The 17,650-nt window shown below is 66.5% G+C and carries 16 protein-coding genes and 1 other RNA gene; 8 read left to right on the forward strand and 9 right to left on the reverse strand.

Going from position 1 to position 17,650, the window contains the following annotated elements; all coding sequences use genetic code 11:
• Positions 1-47 precede the first annotated feature (47 nt).
• From AB7F11_RS06740 to htpX, 4 genes are all read left to right on the forward strand, one after another.
• Positions 48-974 (forward strand): LysR substrate-binding domain-containing protein, encoded by a 927-nt coding sequence (locus tag AB7F11_RS06740; protein ID WP_428291449.1) that lies wholly within the window; start codon positions 48-50, stop codon positions 972-974.
• A gap of 12 nt (positions 975-986) precedes the next feature.
• On the forward strand, positions 987-2,051 hold the full coding sequence (gene pyrC, locus AB7F11_RS06745) for a dihydroorotase (RefSeq protein ID WP_428291450.1): 1,065 nt from the start codon (positions 987-989) through the stop codon (positions 2,049-2,051).
• 71 nt (positions 2,052-2,122) lie between these two features.
• Positions 2,123-2,788 carry a DUF3025 domain-containing protein gene (locus AB7F11_RS06750; protein WP_428291451.1) on the forward strand — a complete coding sequence of 222 codons (666 nt, stop codon included), beginning with the start codon at positions 2,123-2,125 and terminating at the stop codon, positions 2,786-2,788.
• A gap of 160 nt (positions 2,789-2,948) precedes the next feature.
• Entirely contained in the window at positions 2,949-3,818 is an 870-nt protein-coding gene (htpX, locus tag AB7F11_RS06755) for a protease HtpX (protein WP_428291452.1), read from the forward strand.
• Positions 3,819-3,968: 150 nt separating this feature from the next.
• Here the strand turns inward: htpX and AB7F11_RS06760 are convergent, their stop codons facing one another.
• Both AB7F11_RS06760 and AB7F11_RS06765 read right to left on the reverse strand, forming a co-directional pair.
• On the reverse strand, positions 3,969-4,673 hold the full coding sequence (locus AB7F11_RS06760) for a glycine zipper 2TM domain-containing protein (protein WP_428291453.1): 705 nt from the start codon (positions 4,671-4,673) through the stop codon (positions 3,969-3,971).
• A 44-nt stretch (positions 4,674-4,717) separates the two neighbouring features.
• Positions 4,718-6,583, reverse strand: a complete 1,866-nt coding sequence (locus AB7F11_RS06765) for an NAD(P)/FAD-dependent oxidoreductase (protein ID WP_428287907.1) — start codon at positions 6,581-6,583, stop codon at positions 4,718-4,720.
• 152 nt (positions 6,584-6,735) lie between these two features.
• On the opposite strand from AB7F11_RS06765, the gene AB7F11_RS06770 reads away from it, so the two are divergent.
• From AB7F11_RS06770 to rnpB, 3 genes are all read left to right on the forward strand, one after another.
• The gene (locus tag AB7F11_RS06770; RefSeq protein ID WP_428287908.1) at positions 6,736-7,314 is read left to right on the forward strand and encodes a DUF2239 family protein; all 579 of its coding nucleotides are present in this window, start codon (positions 6,736-6,738) and stop codon (positions 7,312-7,314) included.
• Positions 7,315-7,341: 27 nt separating this feature from the next.
• A complete protein-coding gene (locus AB7F11_RS06775; RefSeq protein ID WP_428287909.1) occupies positions 7,342-8,697 on the forward strand; it encodes an MATE family efflux transporter in 1,356 nt (451 codons plus the stop codon).
• Between the two features lie 23 nt (positions 8,698-8,720).
• An RNA gene (rnpB, locus tag AB7F11_RS06780) (RNase P RNA component class A) lies at positions 8,721-9,103 on the forward strand.
• A gap of 3 nt (positions 9,104-9,106) precedes the next feature.
• On the opposite strand, the gene AB7F11_RS06785 is transcribed toward rnpB, so the two are convergent.
• The 7 genes from AB7F11_RS06785 to AB7F11_RS06815 all read right to left on the reverse strand — a co-directional run bounded on the left by AB7F11_RS06785 (position 9,107) and on the right by AB7F11_RS06815 (position 16,560).
• Positions 9,107-10,828 carry an MBL fold metallo-hydrolase gene (locus AB7F11_RS06785; RefSeq protein WP_428287910.1) on the reverse strand — a complete coding sequence of 574 codons (1,722 nt, stop codon included), beginning with the start codon at positions 10,826-10,828 and terminating at the stop codon, positions 9,107-9,109.
• A gap of 96 nt (positions 10,829-10,924) precedes the next feature.
• On the reverse strand, positions 10,925-11,680 hold the full coding sequence (locus AB7F11_RS06790; RefSeq protein ID WP_428299878.1) for an aspartate/glutamate racemase family protein: 756 nt from the start codon (positions 11,678-11,680) through the stop codon (positions 10,925-10,927).
• A 7-nt stretch (positions 11,681-11,687) separates the two neighbouring features.
• Positions 11,688-12,386, reverse strand: coding sequence for a GntR family transcriptional regulator (locus AB7F11_RS06795; protein ID WP_428287912.1), 699 nt, complete (start codon positions 12,384-12,386; stop codon positions 11,688-11,690).
• Positions 12,383-13,279 (reverse strand): ABC transporter permease, encoded by an 897-nt coding sequence (locus AB7F11_RS06800; protein ID WP_428287913.1) that lies wholly within the window; start codon positions 13,277-13,279, stop codon positions 12,383-12,385. Before AB7F11_RS06800 ends, AB7F11_RS06795 begins: the two co-directional genes overlap by 4 nt.
• A 2-nt stretch (positions 13,280-13,281) precedes the next feature.
• Positions 13,282-14,181, reverse strand: coding sequence for an ABC transporter permease (locus AB7F11_RS06805; protein WP_428287914.1), 900 nt, complete (start codon positions 14,179-14,181; stop codon positions 13,282-13,284).
• Positions 14,182-14,186: 5 nt separating this feature from the next.
• A complete protein-coding gene (locus AB7F11_RS06810; protein ID WP_428287915.1) occupies positions 14,187-15,482 on the reverse strand; it encodes an ABC transporter substrate-binding protein in 1,296 nt (431 codons plus the stop codon).
• Positions 15,483-15,534: 52 nt separating this feature from the next.
• Positions 15,535-16,560 carry an ABC transporter ATP-binding protein gene (locus tag AB7F11_RS06815; protein WP_428287916.1) on the reverse strand — a complete coding sequence of 342 codons (1,026 nt, stop codon included), beginning with the start codon at positions 16,558-16,560 and terminating at the stop codon, positions 15,535-15,537.
• Between the two features lie 196 nt (positions 16,561-16,756).
• Here AB7F11_RS06815 and dapF point away from each other — a divergent pair, with 196 nt between their 5' ends.
• Entirely contained in the window at positions 16,757-17,632 is an 876-nt protein-coding gene (dapF, locus tag AB7F11_RS06820) for a diaminopimelate epimerase (protein WP_428287917.1), read from the forward strand.
• The last annotated feature ends 18 nt before the right edge of the window (positions 17,633-17,650 follow it).

Below are 17,650 nucleotides of genomic sequence, written 5' to 3' on the forward strand. Positions count from 1 at the left end.
AACTCCCACCCGTTCGCCCCCCCGGCGCCGCTCCATAATCGCGCGTCATGGAAACCAAATGGCTCGAGGACTTCGTCAGTCTCGCTGAAACCCGAAGCTTCAGCCGATCGGCGCAGCTGCGCCACGTCACCCAGCCGGCGTTTTCCCGCCGCATCCAGTCGCTCGAAGCCTGGGCCGGCACCGATCTGGTGGACCGGTCGTCCTACCCCACGCGCCTCACGCCCGCCGGCCAGACGCTGTACGACCAGGCGCTGGAAATGCTGCAGGCGCTGCAAAGCACGCGCGCCATGCTGCGCGCCCACACCGCCGCCGCGCAGGACGTGATCGAGTTCGCCGTGCCGCACACGCTGGCCTTCACCTTTTTCCCATCGTGGCTCTCGGGCCTGCGCGAAACCTGTGGGCCGATCAAGAGCCGACTCATTGCCCTGAACGTCCACGACGCCGTGATGCGGCTGGTGGAAGGCAGTTGCGATCTGTTGATCGCTTACGACCACACCGCACAACCCATCCAGCTCGACGCCACGCGCTACGAGATGCTGCCACTGGGCAAGGAGTTGCTCGCGCCCTACGTGAAGCCCACGCCCAAGGGCGCGCCCATGTACGCCTTGCCGGGCAGCGCCAGCCACCCTCAGCCCTACCTGGCCTATGCCCCGGGCGCGTACCTGGGCCGCGCGGTGGACCAGATGCTCAAGCAGAGCAGCTCCCCGGTGCACCTGGACCGCCTGTACGAGACCGACATGGCCGAAGGGCTCAAAGCCATGGCACTCGAAGGCCACGGCATTGCCTTCCTGCCGGCCAGCGCGGTGCGCAATGAAGTGGCCGCCCGCAAGCTGGTCTCGGCCGGCGACGGGCTGGAGACGTCGCTCGACATCCGCATCTACCGCGCCCGGTCGCTGGACGCGCAGAAAGGCAAGCGGGCGGTGCAGGTGTTCTGGAGCCGGCTTGGCGAGAGCCTGGGCAACCCGGCGGTTTGAGACAATCGGGGCATGAACGCCCCTCGAACCCTGCTCGATAGCCTCACCCTCACCCTCACCCTCACCCGCCCCGACGACTGGCACCTGCACGTGCGCGACGGCGAGGCTCTTGCCACCGTGGTGCCGCACACCGCAGCGCAGTTCGGCCGCGCGATCATCATGCCCAACCTCAAGCCGCCGGTGACCACGGCAGCACAGGCCATGGCCTACCGCGACCGCATTCGCGCCGCCGTGCCGCCCGGCTTGAGCTTCGAGCCGCTGATGACGCTCTACCTCACCGATAACCTGCCGCCCGACGAGATCGCTCGGGCGAAGGACGCCGGCGTGGTGGCACTCAAGCTGTATCCCGCCGGCGCCACGACCAACAGCGACGCCGGCGTGACCGACATTCGCAAGACGTACAAGACACTCGAAGCCATGCAGCGTGCCGGTCTGCTGCTGCTGGTGCACGGAGAAGTGACTTCGCCCGACATCGACCTGTTTGATCGCGAGGCGGTGTTCATCGACCAGCAGCTCATTCCGCTGCGGCGCGATTTCCCCGAACTGAAGATCGTGATGGAGCACATCACCACAAAAGAGGCTGCGCAGTACGTGGCGGAGGCCGGCACCTTCACGGCGGCCACGCTCACCGCGCATCACCTGCTGTTCAACCGCAACGCCATCTTCACCGGCGGCATCCGTCCGCACTACTACTGCCTGCCGGTGCTCAAGCGCGAGACGCATCGCCAGGCCTTGCTGGCAGCGGCCACGAGCGGCAGCGACCGCTTCTTCCTGGGCACCGACAGCGCGCCGCACCCGGCGCACCTGAAAGAACACGCCATGGGTTGTGCGGGTTGCTACACCGCGCACGCCGCCATCGAGATGTACGCCGAGGCGTTCGACTCGGTGAACGCACTCGACCGGCTCGAAGCCTTTGCCAGCTTCCACGGCCCGGCCTTCTACGGCCTGCCGCGCAACAGCGGCAGCATCACCCTCCGGCGCGAAAACTGGTTCACGCCCGAGAGTTTCCGATTCGGCCAGGCAGATCTGAAACCCCTGCGCGGTGGCGAGGCCCTGCCGTGGCGGCTGGTGGCCTGACGCCCCGGCCCGACTGGAACGCGCCCTGGCTCGCGTCGCTGGCGCCCCACGGCACCGCGGTTGCCCTTGCCATGCAGCAAGGGAAGTCGCTGTTGCAGGCCTTGGGCGCCCGGCCATCCTGTCCCGTGTGCTTTGTCCCGCAGGACGCTCTGCCGTCCGGCGTGGCCTACGAGCAGTTCATTCACGACACCGCCCAGGTGCCCACGCGCGAGAACCTGCACGACTTTTTCAATGGCTTGTGTTGGTTGAGTTTTCCCCTCAGCAAACAGCGCCTGAACCTTTTGCAGGCGGCCGAAATTGCCCAGGTGGGCGTGCGCGCCGTGCGCGGGCCGGTGCGCGATGCGCTCACGCTGTTTGATGAAAACGCTGCTTTGCTGCAGGCGCCCGCGCCATTGTGGGATGCGCTGGTGGCGCGCGACTGGCGTGCGCTGTTTGTCACATTGCGGCCGCTGTGGGCGCAGGCCCGGCTGGTGCTGTTCGGTCACGCGCTGCTGGAGAAGCTGGAGACGCCCTACAAGTCCATCACCGCGCATGTGCTGCGCGAGCCGGTGCCCCTGGCGCTGAGCGACGATGTGGCCGCCTGGGACGCCTGGCTGGCGGACCGGCTGAACGCGCCCTGGCTGGCCACCAAACCCTTCACGCCCTTGCCGGTGCTGGGCGTGCCCGGTTGGTGGGCCGACAACGTAGCGCCCGATTTCTACGACGATCCGGCGGTGTTCCGCGCGCCACGCGCTTGATTTCGGGGGTGGCGGCCCCATACTGGATTCTCGGTATCATGCGCCGTCCCGAGGGGCGGCGCACCGTGCCGACACCCCCGAAACATCGGGAACCTGGAAGGCCCGCAAGGGTCACATGCGCAGCCGGCGACCCCGACGCCGCTGCACCAACGGAGAAAACATGAAGCGCATCCTGCTGTTCGTTCTGACCAACTTCGCCGTCATGGCGGTGCTGTTGATCACCACCCGCATTCTGGGCGTGGACCGGTTCCTCACGGCCAACGGGCTGAACATGACGGCGCTGGCCGGGTTTTCGCTCGTCATCGGCTTTGGCGGCGCCATCATCTCGCTGCTGATCAGCAAGCCCATGGCCAAGTTCAGCACCGGCGCACGCGTGATCAACCAGCCGCAGACGGCCGATGAAGCCTGGATCGTGGAGACCGTGCGCCGCTTTGCCGACAAGGCCGGTATCGGCATGCCCGAGGTTGCCATCTTCGAAGGCGCACCCAATGCATTTGCCACTGGCGCGTTCAAGAACTCGGCGCTGGTGGCGGTGTCGACCGGCCTTCTGCAGAACATGACGAAAGAGGAAGTCGAGGCCGTGATTGGCCACGAGGTGGCTCACGTGGCCAATGGCGACATGGTGACCATGACGCTGATCCAGGGTGTGATGAACACCTTTGTGGTGTTCCTCAGCCGTGTCATCGGCTACGCGGTCGACGCCTTTCTGCGCCGTGGCAGCGACAGCAATTCCGGCCCCGGCATCGGCTACATGATCACCACCATCGTGATGGACATCGTGCTCGGATTCCTGGCCGCCATCATCGTGGCCTGGTTCAGCCGCCAGCGCGAGTTCCGCGCCGATGCAGGCGCCGCCAACCTCATGGGTCGCAAGCAGCCCATGATCAACGCGCTGGCCCGCCTGGGAGGCCTGACGCCAGGCGAACTGCCCAAGACCATGCAGGCGCTGGGCATCACCGGCAATCTGGGCAAGCTGTTCAGCACCCACCCGCCAATCGAAGAACGCATCGCCGCGCTGCAAAGGAATTGAACCTCCGCGCCGCTTGCGGCGTCACCCCTCAGGGGGCGCAGCCGGCGGCCCGGCAGTGCCGGTTCCGGGGCTGCCCCTGAAAGAGGCACGCGTTCCGATCACGCGCAAGAAAAAAGCGACCCGAGGGTCGCTTTTTTCTTGCGCGTGGCATCAGCGGCTGCGGTCCCAGCGGTCGTTGTCACGGCGGTGATGTCCGTCGTGACGCGGGTGCTGGTAGTGGCCCGGGCCCCAGCGGTAGCCATGGATCGGCACCACGGCCTGACCACCGTAGGGATAGAACTGGGTGCCGATGGTGATGCGCGTGGCAGGTTCCACGTATTGCACCTGCGGGCGGTACGAGGGATAGGTGACGGCAGGTGGCGGGGGCGGCATGGCGTCCACGGGTGTGACGTTCAAGCGCACGAAGCGGCCAGGGTCCTGCGGCATCTGCACGCGGTACTGGCGGCCGGCGTACTCATAGACCACGTCGTAGGCCACGGTGCGATTTTCGTAGTAGGTCTGCGTGCCGCACTGGCGGTAGGTCTCGGTGTAGGGCTGCCCCGGTCCTTCCACGCGGTTGCCCACGATGGCACCGCCGATCAGCCCGATCACGGTGGCGGCTGCCCGGCCACTGCCGTTGCCAATGGCATTGCCCATGGCGCCACCGGCGATGCCGCCGATCAGTGCGCCGGCGCCGGACTTCTGGCCCGGGTATGTGACGCGTTCATCGCTGCACACCTCGCGCGGCACGGCCACCTGCTGGATCACCGGAGTGCTGCTGAGCACACGGCCTTGTTCTTCCTGCGCCTGGGCCACTCCGCTGCCAGCGAGCGCGAGCAGACCGGTCATCACGGGAATCAGAACGGGGGTTTTCATGGGGAACTCCTGATAGGGGTAGTCTCGACTTTGCTCTCGGCGTGTCAAGCCTGCGTGCGTTCTTTGTAAAGATTCGTTGCCGGTTCGCTCGACAGGCCCAGCAGGTCGACGGCCAGCGCTTCGGCGACCTTCAGACCGTCCACACCCGCCGAGAGGATGCCGCCTGCGTACCCGGCGCCTTCGCCGGCCGGGTACAGGCCGCGCGTGTTCAGGCTCTGGAGGTCGGGGCCGCGCGTGATGCGCAGTGGCGAAGACGTGCGAGTCTCCACGCCCGTCAGCACGGCGTCGGCCATGTCGTAGCCCTGGATCTTGCGACCGAACACCGGCACCGCTTCTCGCATGGCCTCGATCGCGTAGGCGGGCAGGGCGGCGGCGAGGTTGCCCAGCTTCACGCCAGGTTGGTAGGAAGGCTCCACCGAGCCGAGCGCGCTCGACGCCTGGTTCTTCAGGAAATCGCCCAGCAACTGGCCTGGCGCCTCGTAGTTGGAGCCGCCGAGCTGGTAGGCACGCGATTCAAGCTGGCGCTGCAGCACGATGCCCGCCAGCGGATGCGTCTGCCCGCGCTGCGCGAGCGTTCGAGCCTGATCGGCATAGCGAGTGCCGTCCCTCTCGCCGAAGGCGGCGGTCCACAGCGGCGCATCCTGAGGAAACGCCTGCGGAAAATCGGCCGGCTCGATGCCCACCACCAGGCCCGCATTGGCGTTGCGTTCGTTGCGCGAATACTGGCTCATGCCGTTGGTGACCACGCGCCCGGGTTCGGAGGTGGCGGCCACCACCATGCCTCCCGGACACATGCAGAAGCTGTAGACCGCGCGGCCATTCTTCGCGTGGTGGACCAGCTTGTAGTCGGCTGCGCCCAGCAGGGGGTGGCCGGCGTGGCGGCCCCAGCGTGCGCGGTCGATCACGCCTTGCGGGTGCTCGATACGAAACCCGATCGAGAAGGGCTTGGCCTCCATGAACACGCCCGCGTCCCACAGTTGCGAGAAGGTGTCGCGTGAGCTGTGGCCGAGCGCCAGCACCACGCGTCGCGTTGGCAGGACGAACCTTTCCCCGGTGTCCAGGCGCCGGACCTTCAGGGCTGCGATGTGCTGCAGATCGCCCTCGCGCACCAGTTCGAAGCCCTCCACCTGGTGCTGAAAACGAATCTCGCCGCCGAGCGCGATGATCTTCTCGCGCATCGCCTCGACCACCCGCACCAGCTTGAAGGTGCCGATGTGCGGGTGTGCGGTGTAGAGGATCTCGGCGGGCGCGCCAGCCTCGACGAACTCGTGCATGACCTTGCGGCCCAGGAAGCGCGGGTCCTTGATCTGGCTGTAGAGCTTGCCGTCGGAAAACAGGCCAGCGCCGCCTTCGCCGTACTGCACGTTGCTCTCGGGGTTGAGCACGTGCCGGCGCCAAAGACCCCAGGTGTCCTTGGTGCGCTCGCGCACCGGCTTGCCGCGTTCGAGCACGATGGGCTGCCAACCCATCTGCGCGAGCGCCAGCGCAGCGAACAGGCCGCAGGGGCCGAGGCCGACGACCACCGGCCGCTCGGCTTCATCGGCGGGCCAACCGGTCGATGCCTGGCCCGGTGGGTGCCAGGCCATGTCGGGCGTGGGCTGCACATGGGGCTTGCCGGCGTGCTGGGCCAGCAGCGAGGCTTCCCGCGCCGGGTTGGCCAGCGTCACGTCGACGATGTAGACCGCGAGCAGGTCGGCCTTGCGGGCGTCGAAGCTGCGCTTGAAGACTTGCAACCCCGCGATCTCTGGCGCTTCGATGCCCAGGGCGCCAGCCGCCAGGCGCGTCAGTGCCGCGACCGGGTGGGGCGGCGGCTCGCGGTCGAGATCGGTTTCGGCCGGCGCGTCGGCGGCGCGGCGATGTTCAGCGGGCACATCGGCCAGCGGCAGTTTGAGTTCGGAGATACGGATCATGTGTCGTGAGGCTTGTGTTGATCAAGCAGAGGACGGAGCCTGGGTATTGTCGTCAATGCCCGGCGTATCGCGGTGGCGGCTACAAGCGAGCAGTGTTGAGCAGTGTTAATATAATCCGGGTGAAAACAATAAATCCGGGTATAATTCGCCCCATGACACGTCCTGTTCCTTCCACCTGCACCGCCTTTCTGGGTGCGCGCCGCGTCGCTTTCGGCGCCTACGACGAGGTGGCGCGCTCCCTGGCCGCCCTTGATCTTTCCGTCGGCGGCCTGCTGGTGTTCGATGACGCCACAGGTGCGCAGGTCGATTACCCGTGGCCAGTGGGAGACCCGATGGCGGTGCCGGCCGAGGAGACGCAGCGGGTGACACCGGCTGCCGCGCCGCGTGTGGGGCGGCCGCGCATGGGGGTGGTTGCGCGTGAAGTGACGCTGTTGCCGCGCCACTGGGAGTGGTTGGCGCAGCAGCCCGGTGGCGCCTCGGCGGCTTTGCGGCGCCTGGTCGACGACGCACGGCGTACGCACGCCGATCGCGATGGGCAGCGGCACGCCAAGGAGCGCGCCTACCGCTTCATGAGCGCCATCGCGGGCGGCTTCGCCGGCTTCGAAGAAGCATCGCGTGCGCTGTTCGCGCAGGATGCCGAAACCTTTGCCCGCCGCATCGCAGACTGGCCCGCGGACGTGCAGGCGCACCTGGCCTGGCTCGCCCGCGACGCGTTCGCGCCCCATGCCTGACAGCCCCTCTTTTGGTTTGGACCCCCCATGCAAAATCCCGTGCAGCGGCCCCTTTGGCGCGTCTACCTGGTCTTTCTGGTGCCCATGGTGTTGTCCAACATCCTGCAAGGGCTTTCGGGCACCCTCAACGGCATCTACATCGGGCAGATGCTCGGTACGCACGCGCTGGCGGCGGTCTCCGGCATGTTCCCCATCGTTTTCTTCTTCATCTCGCTGGTGATCGGCATCGGCGCCGGTGCCTCGGTGCTCATCGGCCAGGCCTGGGGTGCGCGCGAGCCTGGCAAGGTCAAAGCCATCGCGGGCACAGCGCTCATGCTGGGCGGCCTGATTGGTGTCGCCGCGGCCGTCCTGGGCGTGGTCTTCGCACGCCAGGCGATGCAGGCCCTGGGCACGCCGCTGGACGTGATCGACGACGCCGTGGCCTACGCGCGCGTGATGTTGCTGATCATGCCGTTGCTGCTGGTGTTCATCCTGTTCACGCAGTTGCTGCGTGGCGTGAGCGACACCGTTTCGCCGCTGCTGGCGCTGTTGCTGTCGACCACGCTGGGCCTGCTGCTCACGCCAGCGCTTATCCGGGGCTGGGTCGGCCTGCCGCCGCTGGGCATTCAGAGCGCGGCCTACGCGGGGCTGGTGTCGTACGCGGTGGCGCTGGGCTTTCTGGTGTGGCGCCTCAGGCGGAGGCACCATGTGCTGGCGGTCGACGGCGAGTTGCTGGCGGCCCTGAAGCTGGATCGCGTCATCCTCGCCAAGGTGCTGCGCATCGGCCTGCCGACCGGGCTGCAGATGGTGGTGATCTCGATGTCCGAGCTGGTGATCCTGGCGCTCGTGAACGGCCACGGCTCGCAGGCCACAGCGGCGTATGGCGCGGTCACGCAGATCGTGAACTACGTGCAGTTCCCGGCGCTGTCGATTGCCATCACGGCGTCCATCCTGGCGGCGCAATCCATCGGCGGAGGCCGGGTTGATCGTCTGGGCGCTATTCTGCGCACCGGCCTGTGGCTCAACGCCGCACTCACCGGTGGACTGGTGCTGCTGGGGTATGCGCTTTCACACCGGCTGCTGGGGCTGTTCCTGACCGAACCCGAGGTGCGCCTGCAGGCCGAGCACCTGTTGCACATCATGCTCTGGAGCATCCTGGTGTTCGGCTTCCAGGCCGTGGTGGGCGGCATCATGCGCGCCAGCGGCGTGGTGCTGGTGCCCATGGCGATTTCTATCTTCTGCATTCTCGCCATCCAGCTGCCGGCGGCCTATGTGCTGGACGTCCACCTGGGATTGTCGGGAGTGTGGATCGCGTTCCCGGTGGCCTACCTGGCCATGCTCTTTTTGCAGACTGCGTACTACCGGTTGGTGTGGCGCCATCGCAAGATCGAGCGCCTGGTCTGATGACAGGGGATAATCCCCGCCGTGAAGCGCACCAGGCCGCCGCTGGCACGACATCCCGAAAGGGTGTGCTGGAGGAACGTCCGGACTGCACAGGACAGCGTAGGAGGTAACACCTCTCCACCGACAAGCCTCCAGGGTTCGCCCGAAAGGCCCTAAGGTGAGGATCAGAGCAACAGAGACGAGCCGATTCAGTTCGGGTGAAACGGGCAATCTCTACGCGCAGCAATACCAAATAGGCCAGTCTGAAGCGACACGGTTCGCCGTGTTGGTGATCCTCGTGGTTCCGCGAGGAGAGCTGGCGGGTAGGTAGCACCGAGCCGGGGAGCGATCCCCGGCCCAGATGAATGGCGGTCACATCCGGGGCAACCCGGATGCACAGAATCCGGCGTAACGGTGCGCTTCACACTTTTCAGAGATTGAAGCTACCCAGGCTCTGGATGCGTTCCACATGCGCCATGAGCGAGCGCTTGGCCACGGGCCACAGGCGCTCGGGCACGTCGTCGTAGGCGAGCTTCACCCAGTCGTCGGGAGAGCCTTCGGGCAGTGCCTGCAGCGCTTTGGCCACCTTGGCCTCGCGCTTGAGGCGGTGCGCCTTGAGTTGCGCAATGGCTGCACGTGCTCCGCCATGCACCGGCGCCGACGGGTTGTCCTGGGTTCGTCGCAGGTCGCCCAGCACGTGGCCGTGGGCGGGCAGGATGAACTCGATGTCGTGGCGCGCGCAGGCGGCGTCAAGCTTGTCCAGCGAGTCGAGGTAGGCACCCATGTTGCCGTCGGGCGGGTCGATCACGGTGGTGCTGCCATTGAGGATGTGGTCGCCGGTGAAGAGCAGGCCGTCTTCCAGGAGCGCCAGGCACAGGTGGTTGGCAGCGTGGCCCGGGGTGTGCAGCACCTCGAGCGTGTGCGAGACCATGCCCTCGCCCGACTGACCAATCAGCACGATCTGTTCCCCGTCGGCCAGCGAGCGCTCAGGCAAGAAACGGCTGTTTTCCCGTGCTGTGGCCTGGCTGGGCAGACCCAGGATGGGCGGCTTGGCCAGACCCGCGCCGGTGCACAGGGCCTGCAGGCGCGGCGCACCAGGGGAATGGTCGGGGTGCGAATGCGTGCAGACGATGGCGTTGATGCGCCCCCCGGCGGCGCGCCACAGGCGTTCGATGTGCTCGGGCTCGTCCGGGCCGGGGTCGATGACCACATGGCCGGCGGCCGGATCACCCACGACGTAGCTGTTGGTGCCGGGGCCGGTCATGTAGCCGGGATTGGGCGCGGTGAGGCGCTGCACGTTCTTGAGCAGTTGCACCGGCTGCTCGTGCTGCCAGTCCAGGGTGTGGACGATCTGGCCGTCCGGGCAGACCAGGGCCAGTTCGCCGAAGGGCGGCTCGTGTTCCATGTAGCGCGACTCGGCGCCATGCGTCAGGCCGGCACGCGGGCAACTGGTCCACAAGGGTTGATCGTTTTCTGCACAGGCTTGCAGCACCGCCTGCACATCGGCATAGGCCTGCAAGCGCTCCAGCGTGCGGATGGTCGGGAAGATGATGAAGAAGCCGCCGCCCTTGTGTCGCTCCAGCGCGTCGGCGGGGCGCACCCAGCAAGGTTCAAACTGCTCGGCCTCGTCGGCCACCGGTGCCTGGCCTTCGGGCATGCGAGCCACCAGGAAGGGCACATCGAAGCGGCGCGGAAGGTCGCGGTCGGTGATCCAGTGCGCCAGCACAAAAACGCCAGCACCATCCAGGGTGAGGCCTCTGGCCTGGCATTGAGCAGCGAAGGGTGCCTTGCGGTCGAGGGTGGCGATGTCGCTGTCGTCCACCGGCGATCCGTCGGCTCGGTGGGCGAGCAGCACACCCAGCTCCTCGAAGCTCTCTCGGATGGCGGCAATCGCCTGCGTGAGATGCAGGTCGCTCTGCGTCGGCCGCCGCGTGGCGATCGCGTGGGCCTGTGCATCGGCGGCGTCGATGCCGCCTCCCGGGAACACGTAGGCGCCGGGGGCGAAGCTCGCCGTCATGGAGCGGCGAGTCATCAGGACTTCGATGCCGGGGCGCGCCGGATCGGTGCTGTCGCGCAGCAGCAGCACGGTGGCGGCGGGGCGAACGGGAGCGCTCGGGCGGAGGGGATGCAGGAGTTGGGTGGGTCGGACCATTTCCGCATTTTGCGGCAAGGCGTCCCGGCTCGTTGGCAGGCAGCAAATTCCGTTCGCACTGAGCCTGTTGAAGTGCCCGCGAGGGCTTCGACAGGCTCAGCCCGAACGGTGGTCGGGGGTGACGCCCAAAGTGGTCATTTCGGCAGACAGGTTTTTCCAGGCCACATCGAAGCCAGGCACTTCGCGCAAAGGTGGAATTGGCGCACTTCGCAATGCCCAGTGCGCGCCCGCCACCACACTGTCGATGACAGGAATCGGTACCTCGGCCTGCACGAGCGCGGCCATGCCAGCCAGCCCGGCGCCGCCAAGAATGACGGCTTCCACGCCCAACTGGCGCGACGCATCGCGGCAGGCCTGGGCGAGCAGGGCGCGCGCGGCCACCGGGTTGACCGCCAGTTCGGCGCCGGTGGGTGCCACGGTGTGGATGCCCGCCAACTGCTGGGCCTGCCCCAGCGCCTGGGCCAGGCGTTGCAGCATCGGCCCCCAGCGGGCGCCTCCGGTGACGATGGCGTAGCGCCCATGGCGCGCCGCTTCGATGAAGGCGGCTTCGGCCAGGCCGGTCACCGGCACGGGGCTGCTCTCGCGCAAAGCCATGAGGCCGGGGTCGCCGAAGCAGCCGATCAGCACCGCGTCCGGCGGCCGGAGTTCACTGGCGAGGGCATGGGCCCAGGCGTCGAGCGCGGCGTGAGCGGCGACGGCGTAGCTCGCCTCGTCGGCGATGTAGGGTGAGCCGAAGCGGGCGGTGGCGGTCCGCACCGCCACGTGAAGCCCGGCCGCCTGTTGCACATGGGTTTGCAGCAGCGCGCTCACGCTGGTCGAGGTGTTGGGGTTGATGACCAGCAACTGGCGCATGGGCTCGTCAGATCGCTGAGAGGAAAAGACTCGCCAGGTCGGGCTCCTTGCCGCCCGGGGGAGAGAAATTCAGCTCGGCCTCTAGACGGTACAGATGCTCGCGCATCAAGCGTGCGGCCTCGCGGGCATCGCGCAGACGGATGGCGGCCAGCAGTGCGCGGTGTTCCACGCAGCCGCAGGCGGTGGCCTCCCGCCTCGCGTGGTTGTGGCTGCTGCTGTAGGTCATGAGGATGAGCGAGGTGCGCGAGACCATTTCGCGCAGGATGCGCCCCATGGTCTGCTGCCCGGCGCGATCGGCGATGTGCAGGTGGAAGTCGCCCGACAGGCGGATCGCACGGCGCATCTCGCCGGCCTCGCGGGCAGCCTCTTCGTCCCGGATGCACTGGGTGAGCAACTGAAGGTCGTCGCGTTCGGCGCGGTCCACGAAGCGTTCCACCAGCTGCGATTCGATCAGTCGGCGCACCTCGAAGACTTCGCGCGCCTCCTGCTCGCTGGGCTGGGCGATGGTGGCGCCCCGGTTGGGCGTGAGCGTGACGATGTGCTCGTTGGCCAGGCGCACCAGCACCGGGCGGATGAGCGTTCGCGAGACGCCAAACGCGTTGGCCAGGCGGTCTTCCACCAGCTTGGTGCCCGGCGGCAGGCGGTGGTCGAGGATGGCGGAGACGACGCGGTCGTAGATGGTGATGTCGCTGGCCGTGTGGCTCATCCCGAGCGTCCCTTCTTCTGGCGCCTGCCGAGCCACAGCGCCAGCGACACGGCCACACCCATGACCAGCAGCGAGACCACGGTGGTCACAGTGCCCAGCGCGTAGATGGCGGGGGTGGTCACGGTGGAGGTGAGACCCTGCAGTTCGAGCGGCAGCGTGTTCACGTCGCCAATGGCCTGCGAGGTGCGCGCGATTTCGTCCCAGCTCAGCGTAAAACCGAACATGCCGATGCCGACCACCGAAGGCCCGATCAGTGGCAGCACCACATGGCGAAAGCCCTGCCACGGTGTGGCGCCCAGGTCGCGGGCAGCTTCTTCGTAGGCCGGGTTGAATCGGTTGAATACCGCGAACATGATCAGCAGGCCGAAGGGCAGCGTCCAGGTCAGGTGCGCGCCGAGTGCCGAGGTCATGAGGCCGAGGGCCGTGCCGTAGTTCTCCAGCGCGCCTGTGGCGCCCACCGCCTCCAGCAGCCACTTCAGGGCGCCGTCGAGCAACCGGAACTGCAGGCCGATGCCCAGCGAGACAATGATCGACGGCATGATCAGGCTGGCCACTGTCATGAAGAAGAGGGCGTTGCCGCCGCGCAGCGGCTTGCGAAATGCCAGGCCGGCCAGCACAGAGAGCACCACGGTGAGCAGCATCACCACACCGCCAAGCAGCAGGGAGCGCAGGAAGGCCGCGCCGATGTCGACCGTGCCAAGACCTTCGGCCAGCTTGTGGAACCAATGCAGCGAGAGCCCCCGCAGCGGAAAGGTGAGACCGCCTTCGGGTCCCTGGAAGCTGAGCACGAAGATGACGAACATCGGCCCGTACATGAACAGCACGAACAGCGCGAAGACAATGGCCAGAGGCCAGAACCCGGGCGCGCGAGGATCGGAAATCTGTGAGGCCATGTTCACAGCTCCTTGCGGATGTCCACGAGCCGGGTGAGGCCCCAGATGATCATGAGCACGATGGCCAGCAGGATCACCGCGTTGGCGGCCGCCAGCGGAAACTGCAGATAGGACGTCTGCACCTGGATGATCTTGCCCACCGAGGCGATCTGCTGCCCGCCCATCACGCCGATGGTGACGAAGTCACCCATGACGATGGTGATCACGAAGATCGAGCCGATGATGATGCCTGTCTTGGAGAGCGGCACGATGACGTTCCACAGCGTTTGCCAGCTGCTCGCGCCGCTGTCGCTGGCGGCTTCGAGCAGGCTGCGGTCGATGCGCATCATGCTGTTGAAAATCGGCACGATCATGAACATGGTGTAGAGGTGCACGAAGGCCAGCACCACCGAGAAGTCGGAGAACAGCAGCCACTCCACCGGCGTGTCGACGAGGCCTGCACCCATCAGGGCCTGGTTGACCAGGCCGTTGCGGCCCAGCAGCGGCACCCAGGAAATCATGCGGATGACGTTGGACGTCCAGAACGGAACCGTGCACAGCACGAACAGCAGCGTCTGCATGCCCGGCGAGCGCACGTGTAAGGCAAGAAAGTACGCGACGGAGAATCCCACCACCAGCGTGATGCCCCAAACCAGCAGGCAGAACTTGAGGGTGGAGAGGTAGGTGGAGAGCGATACGCAGAAATCACCATGATCCGTGAGCGTGGAGCAGCCCTCGAAGATGGCGGTGTAGTTGCGCAGCGTGAACCCGGGGATCAGCTCGTACTCGTTGAAGTTCCAGAAGCTCACCATGACGGTGAGCGCCAGCGGGATCAGGAAGAACACCACGAACACCAGCGTGAAAGGCGCGGCCTGCCACCAGGCACGCACGGTCTTGACGGGGTTCGTGGTGGAAGTGGTCATGGCATTCAGGCTGCGACGAACTCGTTCCACTTCCTGACCATGTACTCGTTCTCGTCCATGACGGCGTTCCAGCAGGCAATGCCGCCCATGCGAGCCTCGTAACTGCCGCCGTCGCGCACCGCTCCGGCCTTGGCCAGCACGTCGCCATTTGGGCTCTTGATGTCCTGCGACGCGGGCTTGCCTTCCATCCAGTAGGCCCACTCATAGGCTTCCATCTTGGCCTTGGCGGTGTCGAGCACGGCGCTGTAGTAGCCCTGGCGATTCAGGTAGGCACCGGCCCAGCCGTCGAGGAACCAGTTGATGAACTCGTAGGCGCCGTCGAGCTTTTTGCCGGAGAGCGTGGCCGGCAGGCCAAAGCCGGCTGCCCAGGCGCGGTAGCCTTCCTTGAGCGGCTGGAAGTTGCAGGCGATGCCCTTGGTGCGCACGGCCGTCACGGCCGGCGACCACATGGACTGAATCACCACCTCGCCCGAAGCCATGAGGTTCACGGACTCGTTGAAATCCTTCCAGAGCGCGCGGAACTGGCCCGCCTTCTTGGCCTCGATCAGGGTCTTGATCGTCAGGTCGATCTCGGCCTTGCTCATGTTGCCCTTGTCCTTGTATTTGTGGATGCCCTTGGCCTCCACCACCATCGCGGCGTCCATGATGCCGATCGAAGGGATGTTGAGGATCGCGGCCTTGCCCTTGAATTCCGGGTTGAGCAACTCGGCCCAGCTCTCGATGGGGCGCTTGATCAGGTCGGGGCGAATGCCCAGCGTGTCGGCGTTGTAGACCGTGGGAATCAGCGACATGTACTGCGTGGGCGAGGCTGCGAACTTCTTGCTCTTTTCGCCTTCGAGGTAAATCACCTTTTTGGGCGCCGTGCCCTGGTCGCCCACGGCCTTGCCCGCTACGGTGCCGGTGGTGAACAACGGCGTGATCTTGTCGGCGTTCTTGATCTTCTTCGTGTCGATGCCCTTGAGGTTGCCGGTGGGCACGATCTTCTTGAGCGAGAAGTACTCGGTGTCGATCAGGTCAAAGCTGTTGGGCGCGGTCACGGCGCGCTTGGTCACGTCGTCGGTGGTCACCGCCACGTACTGGATCTCGATACCGGTGTCGGCCTTGAACTTCTCGGCGATGGCCTTGTCCTGGTTCACCGCAGTGCCCAGGTAGCGCAGCACGATCTTTTCCTGCGCGTGTACCGCAGGCGCCAGGCCGGTGGCCAGGATGCCGGCCATGCCGGCGGTGCCCTGCAGCAGGCTGCGGCGGCTCAGGCCGGCCGGGGCGGCGGTGATGGTGGGCTCTTGATCGGATGTCGACATGGCATTTCTCCTGCGGTGCGGGTTGGGGGAAAGAAAATGGGGCGCCCCGGGATCAGGCGTGGAGGGTCGGCGCAAAGCTGTGCGCCTGCCAGGCCGCCCAGCTCAGGCTGACCCGGTCGCCCGGCGCATACGGGTGCTGGGCAAAACTTGCCTCGGGCAACATCACCGAGACGCTCTCGCCCGACTGGCCTTCGGCCAGGTGCAGGCCGAGCAACACGTAGCTGCCCTGGTACTCGACATCGTTCACCGTCGCCGGCCAGCCGTTCTCGCCGCGGTCCAGCGGCGCCACGCGGATGTGGTCGTTGCGCACGGCGACCTTGCCCTGCGTGGTCTGCAGCACGTTGTGGCCCCCCATGAAACGCGCCACAAACTCGCTGGCCGGACGGTTGTAGACCTCGTGGGGCGAGCCCACCTGTTCGATGCGGCCGTGGTCCATCACCACCATGGTGTCGGCCAGCGCCATCGCTTCCTCTTGCGAGTGCGTGACGTGGATGAAGGTCAGGCCCAGTTCTTTCTGCCAGCGGCGCAGCTCGGCACGCATCTGCACACGCAGAAATGGGTCGAGGGCGGACAACGGCTCATCGAGCAGCAACACGCGCGGCTGCGTGATGAGGGCGCGCGCCAGCGCCACGCGCTGTTGCTGGCCACCCGAGAGTTCGCCCGGCTTGCGTGCGCTGAGGTGCCCCATGGCCACGCGTTCCAGCAGGTCCTGCGCCTGCTGGTGGCGCGCTTCCTTGCTGACGCCCTTCATCTTCAGGCTGAAGGCCACGTTGTCCAGCGCCGAGAGGTGGGGGAATAGCGCGAAGCTCTGGAACATCATGGCTGTGCCACGCCCGGCCGCAGGCAGGTGGGTGATGTTGCGGTTCTCCAGCAGGATGTCGCCGCTGGTGGTGGTTTCGTGGCCCGCAATCATGCGCAGCGTCGTGCTCTTGCCACAGCCAGAAGGGCCGAGCAGGCAGCAGTAGCTGCCGCTGGCGATGCGCAGGTTGATGCTGTCCACCGCCACGCTGCCAGCAGCGTACTGCTTGGTCAATGCAATGAGTTCAATGCCGGCAGCCTGGGGCGTGGGATCGTTCATGCGGCAACCTGATCGCATAAGCCGTGCCAGGCCTCGTGTACGCATTTTTCTCAGAATTGCGTACAAAAAGGCACCCGCTTTGTGCGCATGCGCCACCAGGCAATCGAGCGCCGGCCACAGCGGTGCGTGCGTCATGCACCAGCGTGTGGCCCCGCGCCAGGGCGGTGCACGGCGTGCTGGGCGGATAATCCCGCCCATGCACATCCGATTCACCAAGATGCAAGGCGCGGGCAACGATTTCGTCGTGCTCGACGAAACCCGGGGGCGTCTGGGCCTGAGTGCGGCCCAGTACCGCTTCCTGGCCGACCGGCATTTCGGTGTAGGCGCCGACCAGATCCTGAGCGTGCGGCCCTCGCCCGGCCCAGGGCTGGATTTCGAGTACACGATCCACAACGCCGATGGCGGTGAAGTGGAACATTGCGGCAATGGCGCACGCTGCTTCGTGCGCTATGTGCACGACAAAGGCCTGAGTCGCAAGAACCCGCTGCGCGTGAAGGTGGTCAATGGCGAACTGGAGCTGCGCATGCACGACGATGGCCGCGTCACGGTGGACATGGGACCTCCCGTGTTCGCGATCGACCGCATTCCCTTCCAGGCCGAGGGGCTGCAGGCCGAGTCCATGGGCGATTTCGAGCGCTGGCCGCTGGCACTGCCGTATGCCGGCGACGTGCCGGTGGCCGTGCTCTCCATGGGCAACCCGCACGCCGTGCTGCTGGTGGAAGACGTGCAGACCGCTTCGGTGCAGGCCTGGGGCCCGTGGATCGAATCGCACGAGCGTTTCCCCCAGCGGGTGAATGCCGGCTTCCTGCAGGTCGTCAACCGCCACGAGGTGCGCCTGCGGGTTTACGAGCGTGGCGCTGGCGAAACCCTGGCCTGCGGCACCGGTGCCTGTGCCGCCGTGGTGGCTGGCATCCGCCTGGGCCTGCTCGATCCAAGGGTCGACGTGCACACCCTTGGCGGTGTGCTCACCATCGAATGGCATAACAGTCCTGACCACGACCAGCCGGTGTTCATGACTGGACCGGCCACCACCGTGTTTGATGGCCAGATCGACGTGCCCGACCTGGCGTGATGTGGTCTACAGTGCAGC

It is taken from the genome of Hydrogenophaga sp. (assembly GCF_050250835.1).
Lineage (GTDB): Bacteria > Pseudomonadota > Gammaproteobacteria > Burkholderiales > Burkholderiaceae_C > Hydrogenophaga.

What these genes read in the sequence shown, in the direction of transcription:
- AB7F11_RS06815 (WP_428287916.1), bottom strand. Translation starts at nt 16,560, where the DNA reads ATGAACGATCCCACGCCCCAGGCTGCCGGCATTGAACTCATTGCATTG.
- htpX (WP_428291452.1), top strand. Translation starts at nt 2,949, where the DNA reads ATGAAGCGCATCCTGCTGTTCGTTCTGACCAACTTCGCCGTCATGGCG.
- AB7F11_RS06805 (WP_428287914.1), bottom strand. Translation starts at nt 14,181, where the DNA reads ATGACCACTTCCACCACGAACCCCGTCAAGACCGTGCGTGCCTGGTGG.
- AB7F11_RS06785 (WP_428287910.1), bottom strand. Translation starts at nt 10,828, where the DNA reads ATGGTCCGACCCACCCAACTCCTGCATCCCCTCCGCCCGAGCGCTCCC.
- AB7F11_RS06750 (WP_428291451.1), top strand. Translation starts at nt 2,123, where the DNA reads ATGCAGCAAGGGAAGTCGCTGTTGCAGGCCTTGGGCGCCCGGCCATCC.
- AB7F11_RS06740 (WP_428291449.1), top strand. Translation starts at nt 48, where the DNA reads ATGGAAACCAAATGGCTCGAGGACTTCGTCAGTCTCGCTGAAACCCGA.
- AB7F11_RS06800 (WP_428287913.1), bottom strand. Translation starts at nt 13,279, where the DNA reads ATGGCCTCACAGATTTCCGATCCTCGCGCGCCCGGGTTCTGGCCTCTG.
- dapF (WP_428287917.1), top strand. Translation starts at nt 16,757, where the DNA reads ATGCACATCCGATTCACCAAGATGCAAGGCGCGGGCAACGATTTCGTC.
- AB7F11_RS06795 (WP_428287912.1), bottom strand. Translation starts at nt 12,386, where the DNA reads ATGAGCCACACGGCCAGCGACATCACCATCTACGACCGCGTCGTCTCC.
- AB7F11_RS06765 (WP_428287907.1), bottom strand. Translation starts at nt 6,583, where the DNA reads ATGATCCGTATCTCCGAACTCAAACTGCCGCTGGCCGATGTGCCCGCT.
- AB7F11_RS06790 (WP_428299878.1), bottom strand. Translation starts at nt 11,680, where the DNA reads ATGCGCCAGTTGCTGGTCATCAACCCCAACACCTCGACCAGCGTGAGC.
- AB7F11_RS06770 (WP_428287908.1), top strand. Translation starts at nt 6,736, where the DNA reads ATGACACGTCCTGTTCCTTCCACCTGCACCGCCTTTCTGGGTGCGCGC.
- AB7F11_RS06810 (WP_428287915.1), bottom strand. Translation starts at nt 15,482, where the DNA reads ATGTCGACATCCGATCAAGAGCCCACCATCACCGCCGCCCCGGCCGGC.
- AB7F11_RS06775 (WP_428287909.1), top strand. Translation starts at nt 7,342, where the DNA reads ATGCAAAATCCCGTGCAGCGGCCCCTTTGGCGCGTCTACCTGGTCTTT.
- pyrC (WP_428291450.1), top strand. Translation starts at nt 987, where the DNA reads ATGAACGCCCCTCGAACCCTGCTCGATAGCCTCACCCTCACCCTCACC.
- AB7F11_RS06760 (WP_428291453.1), bottom strand. Translation starts at nt 4,673, where the DNA reads ATGAAAACCCCCGTTCTGATTCCCGTGATGACCGGTCTGCTCGCGCTC.